General features: G+C 48.4%; 11 protein-coding genes. 9 read left to right on the plus strand and 2 right to left on the minus strand.

The window, feature by feature from the left end; all coding sequences use genetic code 11:
- Window positions 1-68: 68 nt before the first annotated feature.
- A complete protein-coding gene (gene rsfS / locus FCL45_RS12910) occupies window positions 69-446 on the minus strand; it encodes a ribosome silencing factor (RefSeq protein ID WP_136797869.1) in 378 nt (125 codons plus the stop codon).
- Window positions 447-486: 40 nt separating this feature from the next.
- Window positions 487-2937: a DNA topoisomerase III gene (locus tag FCL45_RS12915; RefSeq protein ID WP_136797868.1), complete on the minus strand. Its 2451-nt coding sequence runs from the start codon at window positions 2935-2937 to the stop codon at window positions 487-489.
- Window positions 2938-3710: 773 nt separating this feature from the next.
- Between FCL45_RS12915 and FCL45_RS12920 the strand changes: the two genes are divergently transcribed.
- The 9 genes from FCL45_RS12920 to pnp all read left to right on the plus strand — a co-directional run bounded on the left by FCL45_RS12920 (window position 3711) and on the right by pnp (window position 13888).
- Window positions 3711-4166 (plus strand): ribosome maturation factor RimP, encoded by a 456-nt coding sequence (locus FCL45_RS12920; protein WP_136797867.1) that lies wholly within the window; start codon window positions 3711-3713, stop codon window positions 4164-4166.
- A gap of 90 nt (window positions 4167-4256) precedes the next feature.
- Window positions 4257-5684, plus strand: a complete 1428-nt coding sequence (gene nusA / locus FCL45_RS12925; protein ID WP_136797866.1) for a transcription termination factor NusA — start codon at window positions 4257-4259, stop codon at window positions 5682-5684.
- The gene (locus FCL45_RS25305; protein ID WP_136797911.1) at window positions 5596-5904 is read left to right on the plus strand and encodes a YlxR family protein; all 309 of its coding nucleotides are present in this window, start codon (window positions 5596-5598) and stop codon (window positions 5902-5904) included. The genes nusA and FCL45_RS25305 overlap by 89 nt, the downstream gene beginning before the upstream one ends.
- Window positions 5905-6006: 102 nt before the next feature.
- On the plus strand, window positions 6007-8952 hold the full coding sequence (gene infB / locus FCL45_RS12935; protein WP_136797865.1) for a translation initiation factor IF-2: 2946 nt from the start codon (window positions 6007-6009) through the stop codon (window positions 8950-8952).
- A gap of 13 nt (window positions 8953-8965) precedes the next feature.
- Window positions 8966-9385, plus strand: a complete 420-nt coding sequence (gene rbfA / locus FCL45_RS12940) for a 30S ribosome-binding factor RbfA (protein WP_136797864.1) — start codon at window positions 8966-8968, stop codon at window positions 9383-9385.
- On the plus strand, window positions 9354-10370 hold the full coding sequence (locus FCL45_RS12945; protein ID WP_136797863.1) for a DHH family phosphoesterase: 1017 nt from the start codon (window positions 9354-9356) through the stop codon (window positions 10368-10370). Before rbfA ends, FCL45_RS12945 begins: the two co-directional genes overlap by 32 nt.
- Before the next feature lie 23 nt (window positions 10371-10393).
- The gene (truB, locus tag FCL45_RS12950) at window positions 10394-11131 is read left to right on the plus strand and encodes a tRNA pseudouridine(55) synthase TruB (RefSeq protein WP_228721325.1); all 738 of its coding nucleotides are present in this window, start codon (window positions 10394-10396) and stop codon (window positions 11129-11131) included.
- A 211-nt stretch (window positions 11132-11342) separates the two neighbouring features.
- Complete coding sequence (gene rpsO, locus FCL45_RS12955) at window positions 11343-11612, plus strand: 30S ribosomal protein S15 (RefSeq protein WP_136797861.1); 270 nt, start codon at window positions 11343-11345, stop codon at window positions 11610-11612.
- A 197-nt stretch (window positions 11613-11809) separates the two neighbouring features.
- Window positions 11810-13888, plus strand: a complete 2079-nt coding sequence (gene pnp, locus FCL45_RS12960; protein WP_136797860.1) for a polyribonucleotide nucleotidyltransferase — start codon at window positions 11810-11812, stop codon at window positions 13886-13888.
- Window positions 13889-13918: the final 30 nt, after the last annotated feature.

Below are 13918 nucleotides of genomic sequence, written 5' to 3' on the forward strand. Positions count from 1 at the left end.
AGCTCATGGGAATTCAGGATGCAGTGGAGACTGCCAAAGTGAAATAGTCTGGCCAGTACAGGTGTCAGTTACTGGTCTTCGACGTTGATTCGGGGGGCGTCATGCCACAACCCTTCCAGATCATAGAACTCACGCTGATCATAATAAAAAATGTGAACAACGACATCCCCAAAATCAAGAAGAACCCACATTCCGTCCTGAAGGCCTTCTGCCCTTGAGGTTTTAACACGTTTTGAGCGCATCTCACCTTCAATAGCCTCGGCGAGTCCCTGGACATGACGGGTCGAACGGCCGTTCATGATTACAAAAAAGTCAGTAAAAGACGCTTTACCTTGTACGTCCAGAATTACAACATCTTCAGCCTTGGTATCCAGGGCAACCTGGGCACATGTTTTGGCCAGTTCCAACCCGCTTTTATCGCGGTATTCTTTTTTTAGTTTTCTCATAGTATTCTTGCCCCGAAATCTGTAGGGGCGGTGAAATTTTTTATGCTGTTTTACGCTGCTTGCGCGGTGGAAACTCAAAACTGATCTTGCCGTTTTTCCCGAGCAGCAGATACGCGTCAAAAGGTTTTCTCTTTTTAGATATAAAGCCTTTTATCAACTCTGTTTTGCCATCAGTCAAGAGTTGCTTGATATTTGCGGACGATATTTCTTTTGAAAGAATGATTTTTCCGATTTTCAGTCCCTTGTCTTTGTCACCATCTAAAGCGGAAGCTGACATATAGCCCGCAGGTGTTTCGTAAACGGGGCTTCCGTCAATTGGCGATTGTCCAAGCGGTGTTGATTTTTTGATTTCCTCAATATCTATATCATCAGTGGAATCAGCAAAGATGAATTCAATTTTTTTGTTGTAACGAACCGAAGCGGTGAAAGGTTTGCCGCGTTTTGAACGGAAATCGCTGTATGGTCCGAGTGTCTCGCCTTTGATGAGGCGAACTATCTCATCGTCACTCATTACCCGCCCACCGAGGATCTTGCGGATGGTGATCTTTTCGTCTTCTGAGATCCAGGCTGTAGGAGAACCGAAAAACTTGACTCCGTCAACCGGGCTGAAGGGTGCTTCCTGACGAACCTCTGTGGCTTCAAAGTTTTTTATCTGGTCAATGATATGCCTGGTGAGATCCCGGATCTCCTTCATGAACTTTTCGCGGGTAAGCTGCCCTTTCAGGATCTGGTTAAGCTTATATTCCCATTCACCAGTCATTTCCGGAGAGGCGAGCACCTCAATTTTCATGGCTTCCAGCAGGGATAACAGCTCAAAGGCTTTGCCGGTGGGAGTGAGGTCCTTGCCCTCACGAACAATATACTTTTCCTTGATGAGTTTCTCTATGATCGCCGCACGGGTGGCAGGTGTGCCAAGCCCACGCTCTTTCATGGCATCGGCGAGTTCTTCGTCATCAATGAATTTATCGGATTTTTCCATCGCCGACAGGAGTGTGGCTTCTGTATATCGCGGTGGCGGGGTCGTCTCCTTGTCTTCTTTTTCGATGGAGTCACAATTGACCTTGGCGTCTGGAGCCAAGGGGGCCAGCAGCTTTTCGTTCTCACCAGACTGACCTCCGCCGTAAATGGCTTTCCAGCCTGCGTTCAGAAGAATCTTGCCCTCGGTGATGAAGGTCTCCTTTTCAACGATGGAGGTCCGCCTGGTGTTCATATATACAGCTGCCGGGAAAAAAACTGCCAGAAAGCGCTGAACAACCATCTGGTAAATTTTCAGCTCTGGTTCAGAAAGTTCCTTGGGCAACAGGCTGGTGGGCATAATCGCATGGTGATCGGTAATTTTCTTATTGTCGAATATGCGTTTGTCTTTTTTGATGTAGCCCTTTTCAAGCGCCTCATCTGCAAATTTACCATATTGCCAGCCTTTTTGCTTTTTAACAGTTTCGGTGGCGGTTTTTACATAGTCTTCAGGCAGGTTCCGGCTGTCAGTTCTCGGATAAGTGAGCACCTTGTGACGCTCATACAAGGCCTGGGCCAGGCCAAGAGTATTTTTGGCAGAAAAACCGAAACGGGAGTTCGCCTCACGCTGGAGTGAGGTGAGGTCGTAAAGTTGTGGTGAACGCTGGGTTGACTCCTTGCTGGTTTCGGTAACCTCGGCGGGCTTGCCTGTACATTTGTCTACGATTGCCAGCGCTTTCTCAGGTTCCCAGATCCGGTCGGCTTTAGCGTAGGAGTTGGCCGGGTCTTTTCTAAAACCAGTATCTATCCATTTCCCGAGATACTCCTGCCCATCAGCTGCAAAGGTTGCAGTCAGGGTAGAGTAGGGAACCGGCTCAAACCCCAGGCGGACTTGCTCACGTTTTACTATGAGTGAAAGGGTCGGGGTCTGCACTCGCCCGCAGGGAGTAAGGAAAAAACCACCTTTCCTTGAATTGAAGCCGGTAAGGGCTCTGGTTGCATTGATGCCTATCAGCCAGTCAGATTCTGAGCGACAGAGAGCGGTGTCCTCAAGCGGTACCATCTCTTCATTCTGCCGCAGATTGTCAAAACCTTTCTTTATTGCATCTGTGGTCATCGATTGCAGCCATAGACGCTTGAAAGATTTTCTGGCTACGGAGTTGTTCCAGACGTAATTGATTATGTATTTAAAAATCAATTCACCTTCGCGACCGGCATCACAGGCGTTGATTATCTCAACAACGTCTTTTCTGCGGATCAGCTTCTGCAAGGCATTTAATTGGGATTTTGTTCCGTCCAGGCCCTTGAGGGGAAATGATTCGGGGAGAATTGGCAGGTTTTCCATTCCCCATTTCTGGTAATCCGGGTTGATTTCTTCCGGGTAGCAGATGGATACCAGGTGGCCTATGGCATACGAAACTATATAATCATCGCTTTCAAAGTGAGTTTTCGTCTTTTTGAATTTGCCTGGCAGTACCTTGACGAGATCTCCGGCGACACTTGGTTTCTCGGCAATTATGAGAGTTTTTGCTGTCATGTATTTTATTATAGGGGGCAGTGAAGCAAGGCGAAATATCTGGGCCAGCCGTTTACCCTGGAAGATTATTGATCAGGTGACAGAATGTTATGTGTCTTGGCGTGTTAACGCAACTCTTGAAGCAGGTTTTTTTGCCTGTGAATGAAAGTACATCATAATGAATAGGAAAAACCAACCATCCCGGAATTGAAAGATGTTGTATATATCTGCGTCAGGTTTGTCAAATGGATTTTAAAATATTTTTACCATTCATCCGGTTTCACCACTTTATGAATTTCCTAATAAAGGCAAGTAAATATAGAGGTATAGTTGGTGGAAAATGGTTACCTGCAACCCATAGGTAAATGACCGCTGTTTAAATCTTGCTTCTTGCGTAACAGACAAAAGCAGTTAAATTTTCAGGAGTGGAATAATCTGATAAGCTCTGATCTTTCTATGTTTTGCCGATTCTCATTTTTGTTGGCCCTCTTGACAGGGAAAACGAAGTATGTTTTATTTGCCACATTGAAAGATTGGACTTTCGATCTGTTGAGGCAGATTACAGGGTAGTTGCGTGAAAACTCCTTTCTTCAATTCGGGTTGGAGTCATTTACGTAAAATGCTCCGCTCGACAACGCCGGTATACCTCCAGCAGGTGTCTCTGCAGGAAGGCTTTGGAAAGTGGGCTTTGCCCGCTTTTTTTTATGCCTGAATGATGATGCCGGTATATCAGGTGCCGCCGTGAGGCATGGGCCTAAAGGAAAATTCATCGCTTTCGTAGCGGGTATTGGCTGATGAGCGACTTTATAATTGAAAAAATTGAAGATTTTGCAGCAACTTTGCTGCCCTCCATGGGGCTTGAACTGGTTGATGTTCAGTTCCGAAGAGAAGGGCACGGCTGGGTTTTGCGGATTCTTATTGATAGTGAAGAGGGAATAACTGTTGATCATTGCGCTGATGTCAGTCGTGAAATGAGTGATTTCCTCGACGTGGAAGATCTGATTGATTATCCATATAATTTAGAGGTCTCCTCTCCAGGTATTGAGAGGCCTTTGAAGTCTCTTGCCGATTACCAGCGGTTTGCCGGCAAAAAAGCGCGCATCAAGCTGCGGGAAGCTGTTGGCGATCAGAAAGTGTTTGTGGGAGTTATTCAGCAGTCAAATGATGAGCACGTAGAATTGCAGCTGGAAGACGAAAGTACCGTGCAGCTGCCTTTTGAACTTATCAGGAAAGCCCGTCTGTCACTGTAGTGTTCGAAGGGTGAAAGACAATTGCGTTACAACTGAGTGCGAATGTCCTCCCGTAAAGAGGCAGGAAGCAATAAGCATGGAGCAAAAAAAATGGTATCGGAGCTTAAACGCATAATCGATCAGATCAGCAGAGATCGCGGATTCGACAAGCAGTTGCTGGTTGAGGCCATTGAGGAGGCGGTACAGTCAGCTGCGCGTAAAAAGCTTGGCAGCCGGCGGGATATTGAGGTTCGCTACAACGACGAATACGGCGAGGTAGAGGTCTTTCAGTTCCGAAGTGTCGTCGAAGTGGCTGAAGATGAACAGACTGAAATTTCATATGAAGAAGCTATAAGCCTGGACCCTGATGTACAGATGGGTGATGAGCTTGGCGAAAAGATGCAAAATATTACCGATCTCGGTCGTATTGCTGCACAGTCAGCCAAGCAGGTAATCATCCATAAGATGAAAGATGCTGAGCGTGAAGTGATTTACGACATGTTCAAGGATCGGCAGGGTGAGGTTGTAAGCGGTATTGTGCAGCGCTTTGAGCGTGGCAATATGATCATCAATCTGGGTCGTACCGATGCTATTTTGCCGAAGGATCAGCAGATTCCCAAGCGTTCCTTCAAGCAAGGTGACCGTATCCGCGCCTATCTTACTGAGGTGCGTCAGACCGCACGTGATTCACAGCTGGTTCTCTCCAGGACAAATGATGAGTTCCTGGCTAAGTTGTTCCAGATGGAAGTGCCGGAGATCTCTGAGGGCATCGTACGTATCATGGGCGTAAGTCGTGAACCAGGCTTTCGTGCCAAGATTGCAGTGAGTTCCTCAGAGAGTGACGTTGATCCGGTAGGTGCTTGTGTCGGAATGAAGGGTTCAAGGGTGCAGAACGTTGTCCAGGAACTTCAGGGTGAGCGGATTGATATTGTTACCTGGTCCCCGGATCCGGCTAAATATGTTTACAATGCGCTTGCTCCAGCTCATGTAAGCATGGTTCGGGTTGATGAGGACAATAACTCTATGCTGGTGGTTGTACCAAACGATCAGCTCTCTCTGGCAATTGGCAGGCAAGGACAGAATGTACGACTTGCGTCCCGGCTATTGGGCTGGAGAATTGATGTGAAGAGCGAGCAGCGCTGGAATAATCTCCAGGATGCCGGTTATCAGACAATTCTGGCTCTTGACGGAGTTGATGAGTCGCTTGCTGATCAACTTTTCGGCAAAGGTGTCCGCTCTGTTGCTGATCTTGCCCAAAAGAGTGTCGAAGATCTTCTGGTGATTCGTTCTCTCGGCAATGAGTCTGCAGCTGCATTGATTGATGCCGCTAAGGTTGCAGCGGCGGCCATGCCTGAGCTCTCTGAGAGTGATCAGGAGGCTGAGGAAGAGACATCGGTAGAGGAAGAGGTTGCCAGCGAAGTGGTAGGAACCCTTGATGAAGACGTTACCGATGAGGAACGTGAGGAAGCTCGGGAAGCTGAAGAATCTGGCGACGCAGAGGGTGGGGACGAAGTCTCCGAGGAGAAGCCTGAAGCGTAAGAATAGGTGTTGTGTGGCGGAACCGGTACGAACTTGTGTGGCTTGTGGCCGCAAAGATATAAAAAGCAACCTTCAGCGTTTTGTCTGGCGAGGTGACTCGCCGATAATTGATGAAACTGGTCGGGAAACCGGTCGGGGTGCATACTGTTGCAAGGTTGAACGTTGTCTGCAGAGGTTCGTAAAGCAGAATAAAAAATGGAAAAGAGTATTTCGCCTTTGAGGAAATAGTATCTATAATAGCTCTACAGTGATGATCCATCTTATGATGATGAATCGGTAAGAGCTCTGAGTGCTAGGAGAGAAGGAAATACGGGAGTAAAGAATGAGCAAGGTTAGGGTTTACGAACTGGCCAAGGAAGCCGGTATGAGTGGTAAGGCTTTGGCAGATAAACTCATAGAAGCTGGCTACGACATTAAGAGCCACAGTTCATCAGTCGATGAGGAAACAGCTGCCAAAATCCGTACTACGGTATTGAAAGACTCAGATACCAAAATGGTTGAAAAGCGGATCAGCGGTGATCAGGGGTCGACTGTTATTCGCCGCCGATCAACCGTAATCCGTCGTAAGGCGAAGCCACAGGACGAGTCTGTAGAAACAGCGTCGATGGATGATGTGGCGCCAGAATCGACTGCTGAAAGTGTTGATGCGGAAGCTACGGTAGCGGATGCGGTTGCAGAGTCTTCTGTGCCAGAAAAAGAAATTGAGGCAAAAGAGCCGGAGCAAGGTGCTAGTGAGGCGGAGATTGATGCTGAACCTGCGAAGAAACAGCCCGTCACTCCCCGGGCCGAGAACGTCGCCAAGGTTATCAGTCGTCCTGTACCTCCCAAGCCTGCTAAAGTTGAAAAGAGTCGTTCTCCGGAGCCAAAACCGGAGCCTAAGTCTGAACCGGCAATTTCCAAACCGGAAAAAAGTGTCGTCAGTGAAGAATTAAAGCAAGAAAAAGAAGCTGTTGACCAGCCGGAAAAATTGGTGAGAAAAGAAAATACTGAAAAAGTTGTGGTGCAGGAACCTGTTGTAGAAGAAAAGCAGCCTGCCGCGCCCTCAAAACAGGACCAGCCTTTAAAGAAGGTAGAAGCAGATAAGCCTGCCAGGCAGGAAAAGCCAAAGGCAAAACCTGCTGCCCAGCCGCAGCGCCGTGGAATGGCCAAAATTGTTGGTACTATTGAGTTGCCAAAAGAGCCGGAGAGTAGTCATCCATCACGACCTCGTAAGAGGCCAACAAAACCTGCACCGAGTCGCAGACCAGCGCGTCCGGATCAGCCAGCTGCTCCAAGTACCCCTGCTCAACCAGTTGCAGATGATGCACGTGGTAAAAAACGTGGTAAGAAAGGCGCCGTTGTCAAAGAAGATGATCGTAATCGCAGACCGGCTAAAGGCGGAAAAAAAGGTGGCAAGAACGTAAAATTTACCCACTTTGGCAATGACTATAGCCGCAGCCAAGGTAAACGTGGGAAAAAAGGCAGAGGGCAGAAAGAGCGTGTAGTTCAGCCTGTAGCCGAGATGAAGGCCAGTAAACGCCGTATCGTAGTTTACGATACCATCACAGTAAGCGAGCTTGCTGCCCGCATGCGCATCAAGGCCAGTGAGGTAATTGCCAAACTGATGGGCCTCGGTGTCATGGCGACTATCAACCAGGCTGTTGATGTGGATACCGCTATGCTGATTGCCGCTGACTTCGGTTATGAAGTCGAGCAGGGAATTACCGAAGAGATCGGTATCCAGATGCTTGATGAGTCCCAGGAGGGCGGAGAACTTGTGTCACGCTCACCTGTCGTTACAGTTATGGGGCACGTTGACCACGGTAAAACATCTATTCTCGATGCCATTCGAAAAACTGATGTGGCTGAGGGTGAGGCTGGTGGTATTACCCAGCATATTGGTGCATACCATGTTCGCTCAAGCGCTGGTGACGTTACTTTTGTAGATACCCCAGGCCATGCCGCCTTTACCGAGATGCGTTCCCGTGGTGCCCAGGTAACTGACCTCGTTATTCTGGTTGTTGCCGCTGATGATGGTGTGATGGATCAGACCCGTGAGGCAATCAATCATGCCCAGGCTGCTGATGTTCCCATTCTTGTTGCGGTCAATAAGATCGATAAAGACAATGCCGATCCGGATCGTGTTAAGCGTGAACTTGCTGATTATGACCTGATTCCTGAAGAGTGGGGTGGTCAGACAATCTTCTGTGAGACTTCTGCCAAAAACAATATCGGCATCGATGAGCTTATGGAGTCCATCCAGCTCATGGCTGAAATACTTGAGCTCAAGGCTGACAAACAGAGAAAAGCCAAAGGTCGCGTAATTGAGGCTAAGCTTGACAAAGGTCGTGGTGCGGTGGCAACCGTACTCGTCCAGGAAGGTACCTTAAACAATGGCGACAACTTTGTCGTGGGCATGCATGCCGGTAAAGTTCGGGCAATGTTCGACGACCGCGGACGTACCATCAAGACAGCTGGTCCTTCTATTCCTGTAGAGGTTCAAGGTCTTTCAGGTGTACCGCAGGCAGGTGACGAATTCGTCGTTGTTACCGATGAGAAGATGGCTAAGAACGTCAGCCAGGTTCGTGCGATGAAGGCACGTGAAGCTGAGCTTGGAGCCAACAGCAAGATTTCCCTCGACAAGCTCTTTGAGAAGATGAGCGAAGGAGAGGTGCAGGAACTGCGGGTTATTCTCCGTTCTGATGTGCAGGGTACTCTTGAGGCCTTCGCCAAGGCAGCAGAAGAACTTTCCACCAAGGATATTAAAGTTCGCGTGCTGCACGAAGGTACCGGTACCATCACCGAATCCGATATCCTGCTGGCATCTGCTTCTGAAGCAATTATCATCGGCTTTAACGTTCGTCCGACCGTTAAAGTAAAGGAACTTGCCACCAAGGAAAATGTCGATATCCGGTCTTACGACGTAATCTATCATGCGCTGGACGATATCCGTAAAGCGATGGTGGGTATGCTGGAGCCGACTTACAAGGAAGACGTTATTGGTCTTGCTGAGGTTCGTGAAACATTCAGTGTACCGAAAATCGGAGTTATCGCAGGTTGTAGTGTCTCCGATGGCAAGATTCAGAGGAATGCCGGTGTTCGCGTCCTCAGGGAAGGTGTGGTTGTTTACACTGGCAAAATCGGTTCTCTCAGGCGCTTCAAAGACGATGTTAAAGAGGTCGCTACCGGTTATGAATGTGGTATCGGCGTAGAGAACTTTAATGATATCAAGGTAGGTGATCATCTCGAAGCGTTTGTAATGCTCGAGGTGGAAGCGACCCTGGACTAGTAGTTGGTGAAGTGTGAATATCTGGGATCCGAAAGAAACGCTTGACTCCATCGGCCTTGGCCGACAGGAGAAGAAGCGGCCCGCCCGTGTGGCCGATGTAATTCGTAACGAACTGGCAGTGCTTATGCTCAGCAAGGTCCGTGACCCGAAACTTGGAGAGGTTAATATCTCCAGAGTGGAGGTTACGGACGACCTGAAAATAGCCCGCGTCTTTTTTACCCTGTTAAGTGGTAAAAAACGGGCTAAAGGGGCAGAGAAGTCGTTGCAGAACGCAAGAGGTTTTATGCGCAGTCATCTGGCTAAAACCCTGAACCTGAAACATACACCTGATCTGCAATTCAGGTATGACGACAATGCCGACAAGGTGGCTCATGTTGAATCACTTTTTCAGGAAATAGAGAATGAGCGAAAAGACCGCAGCGAAGATTCCTGAAAAAATAACTGAAGCAATCAGGCAGGCTGAGAGTATTACCCTGTTAACCCATATCCATCCTGATGGTGATGCGCTTGGCTCTATTTTGTCATTCGCCGACATTCTGGAGGCGATGGGTAAACGGGTAATGGTATTTCTCGAAGAGCCTGTTTCCGAACTGTTCAGTTTCCTGCCCGGCACAGAGCGTGCCAATAACGATATAGATACGGTCATCACCGAGGCAAGAGCCGCAGGTGATGGCCACATCACCGTTGCACTTGATTCAGGTGATGACCGACGGCTTGGCGTTCACATGGAAGACCTGTTGAAACTCAGGCCGTTTCTCGTTATCGATCATCATAAATCACATAAGGATTATGGCGAGTTTCGCTGGGTTGAACCGGGTGCGTCTTCAACCGGCGAGATGATTTATGAACTCGCTTTGGCTCTCGATGCCGAAATATCTTATGAGGCTGCTGTAAATCTCTACGTGGCGATTTGTACCGATACCGGCTCTTTTCGTTATGAGTCGACAAAACCTCGCACATTCCGCGTCGTTGCCGAACTTTTGGAAAGAGGCGTCAAGCCGCATGAGATTTCCCAGAATCTCTACGACAATGTCAGTCTGCCGAGAATTAAGTTGCTCCAACAGGTGTTAAGTACCCTTGCGGTTTATGATGGCGGTCAGTTGGCCTTTGTCCACGTTACTCAGGAGATGCTGGAGAAAAGTGGCGCAACCTCTCACGATGTAGAGGGTTTTATTAATTACCCTCGCTCCCTTGGCACAGCTAAAGTTGCGGTATTTGTGAAAGAAGGAACCGAGGGTACAGTTTCTGTCAGCCTCAGAGCAAAAGGCGAGTGTGATGTGGCAGATGTTGCAGCAGACTTCGGTGGGGGCGGCCATAGAAATGCCGCAGGGTTCCGTTTTCAGGACAAAACCGTGGATGAAGTTCACTCGCTGGTGCTGCAGAAATTACGCTTGCGTTTAAAAGATCAAGCGGAATAGCCTTTCCGTAATTACATATATCAATGTCAGATTTTTATGCCGGAGTATTTTTGATCGACAAACCGGTCGGTCCTTCGTCTTTTACCATGGTTCGCCACGTTCGAAAGTTGCTTGGCATTAAAAAGGTCGGTCATGCAGGAACGCTCGATCCATTTGCCTCAGGGCTGCTGATTATTTGTGGCGGCAGACCTGCGACTCGCCTGATCTCATCTTTCATGGATGGAGAGAAGGAATACGTGGCTACACTCTGTCTTGGAAGGCAGACAAGCACACTTGACCCTGAGGGTGAAGTTGTTGGTGAAGGAGCGGTTGGCTACCTGAGCGAACGTCGTATTGAGGAATGCCTCGCCTCTTTCAGGGGTGAGCAGATGCAGGAACCACCCGCATATTCTGCTCTTAAATATAAAGGTAAACCACTCTATTATTACGCTCGTAAAGGTATAGAGGTGAAAAAGGAGCCACGCAGAGTTAACATCCTGGAACTTGAGCGCATAGATACCAAAGGTGATTTATGTGGGTATCATCCTGAATTTCAGATTCGCGTGGTGTGCAGCAAGGGAACGTATATACGAACCCTGGCAGCTGATATAGGTACAGCCTTGGGTTGCGGTGCGTACCTAACAGGATTGCGGAGAACCAGAAGCGGTCCATTCACTATAGAAAATGCAGTCAATGGCCAGACACTTTCCGACCCTGCTGAACGTGAGAACATCATGAAAAGCATGTTATCGGTAGAGGATGTCGGGAATCTGTTGCAATAAATGACAGAGTTGGCTACTTTAATATGTTTTGTAGTTGTATTATAGATTATAGGTGACTTTTTGGGACACGCCACCTGCTCCCAAGCCACCTGCCGGTTCACATTGGGGACCGTATTTTTATCAGAGAGCCTATCTAACTCTGTGATAAAAATGAAGCCGAAATTAATGATATCGATTGATTAGATTGAGTATACAGTACAGGAGGAATGTTGTGGCACAAACAACAATTAAGAAAAACGAAATTATCGAAAAACATAAAATCCATTCTTCAGATACCGGTTCTTCAGAGGTGCAGATTGCTCTTTTGACCGACCGTATCCAGTACCTGACCGAGCACTTCAAGACACACAAGAAGGATCATCACTCTCGTCAGGGCCTTCTGAAGTTGGTTGGACAGCGCAGAAGCCTGCTTGACTACCTCAAGAAAAAAGACGTAAACAAATACAGAGCTCTTATTCAGGATCTCGGTATTAGGAAGTAGTCAATGCCAGTATTGTTGGTATTCCCCTACGTACGTTAGAGCCATTGTATGCCTCAGGCTGTGCCATAACCCGGCTACGGTCTGAGGTTTTGTCTTTATAGGAATTCCGGAAAATAGAAAAGCATACGGGGCTGGTGGATAATCCAGTCAGTACAATGGCAATTGCATTGCCCTGATGCTGAATAATTGGAGAAAATATGTTTACACAAGTCGAAACCGAAATCAGTGGAAAGAAAATTTCCATCGAAACCGGTAAAATTGCCAAACAGGCATCAGGATCAATTGTCATCAAATGTGGTGGCACCGTAGTTCTGGTAACCGTAGTTGGAGCGAAAAAGGCGCGTCCTGACGCTCCGTTCTTTCCTCTTACCATTGAATACCAGGAAAAACTCGCCTCTGTCGGCCGTATTCCAGGTAACTACTTCCGTCGTGAGATTGGTCGTCCGAGTGAGCACGAAATTCTCACCTGCCGCATTATCGACCGTCCGCTTCGTCCGCTCTTCCCTGAAGGGTATATGGCGGAGACCCAGGTCATCGCTACTGTACTATCTGCAGATCAGCAGAATAACCCGGATGTACTGGCTCTGACCGGTGCATCTTGCGCGATCACCCTGTCTGACATCCCGTTTGCCGGTCCTGTGGCTGGCGGCCGTGTTGCCTGTATCGATGGTCAGTTCCTGCTCAACCCAACCGCTAAAGAGCTTGAAAAGTCTACAATGGATATCGTCGTTGCCTGTACCAGAAACGCGGTAGTCATGGTTGAAGGTAAGGCTGACGAGCTGACAGAAGACGAGGTCCTCTCTGGTATCTTCTATGCCTATGAGAATCTCCAGCCGCTCATCGACATTCAGGAAGAGCTGCAGAAAACCAACGGCAAGACTAAGCGTACAGTTGATGCTCCGGCGGTTAATGAAGAGTTGATGGCCAAGGTACGCGAGATCGCTGCTGAGGGCATGAATGAGGTTGTAACCTGCAGCGACAAAATGAAGCGCTACGACCTCTACGATGAACTCAAAGAGAAAGTCGTTGCCGAACTCGAGGAAGAAGGTCAAAGTGGTTCTGAGATTTCAGACTATCTTTCTGACTACAAGAAAGATCTGATGCGTTCCAGAATCGTCGAAGAGGAAGTTCGTATCGACGGAAGAACCTTCGACCAGGTTCGTCCAATCAATTGCGAAGTTGCCTGTCTGCCAATGACCCACGGTTCGTCGCTCTTTACCCGTGGTGAGACCCAGGCAATGGTTACCGCGACACTTGGCTCTGAGCGTGATCAGCAGCGTATTGAGACCTTGCTCGGTGAGGTCAACAATCGTTTCATGCTTCACTATAACTTCCCACCATACTGCGTGGGTGAGGCTCGCATGTTGCGTGGACCTTCCCGTCGTGATATTGGTCATGGCACCCTGGCATTGCGTGGTCTTTCCGCTGTAATGCCAAGCGCAGAGGACTTTCCGTATTCCGTTCGTGTGGTTTCCGAGGTTCTCGAATCTAACGGTTCATCCTCCATGGCAACTGTCTGCGGTGGTTCCATGGCATTGATGGATGCCGGTGTACCGCTTAAGAACCCAGTTTCCGGTATTGCGATGGGGCTGATCAAGGAAGGAGAGAAGATTGTAATACTTTCCGATATCCTTGGTGATGAGGATCATCTTGGCGACATGGACTTCAAGGTTGTTGGTACCCGCGACGGTTTGACTTCCCTGCAGATGGATATCAAGATTGATGGTGTTGATCGCGATATTATGGGTCGTGCTCTCGAGCAGGCCAAGGCAGGACGTATTCACATCCTGGAGGAGATGGGCCAAGGTATTTCCGAGTCCCGCGAAGAGGTTGCAGACCATGCACCGAAATACTTCGTCCACAAGATCAACCCGGATAAGATTCGTGACATCATCGGCCCTGGTGGCAAAATCATCAAAGGACTTTCAGAAGAGTTCGATGCCAAGATTGAGGTTGATGACAGCGGTCTGGTGAAAATGTTCACTGTCAACGGCACCCTTGGTGACGCCCTGATCGCCAAAGTCAAGGAACTCACTGCAGAGGTAGAGATTGGTGCAGTTTACAAGGGTACCGTGAAAACCATTAAGGATTTCGGTGCTTTTGTAGAAATTCTGCCGGGAACCGATGGTCTTGTTCACATCTCTGAGCTTGACACCAAGCGTGTTGCTAAGGTATCAGATGTGGTGAGCGAGGGTGACGAGATTGAGGTAACTGTCCTTGATGTCGACAACCGCGGCCGTATTCGTCTCAGCCGTAAGGCATTGCTGAGTGACTGATCACTGAAAAGGGATCAGATTTGATATTAA

The sequence above is a fragment of the Desulfosediminicola ganghwensis genome, from assembly GCF_005116675.2.
Taxonomy (GTDB): Bacteria; Desulfobacterota; Desulfobulbia; order Desulfobulbales; family Desulfocapsaceae; genus Desulfopila; species Desulfopila ganghwensis.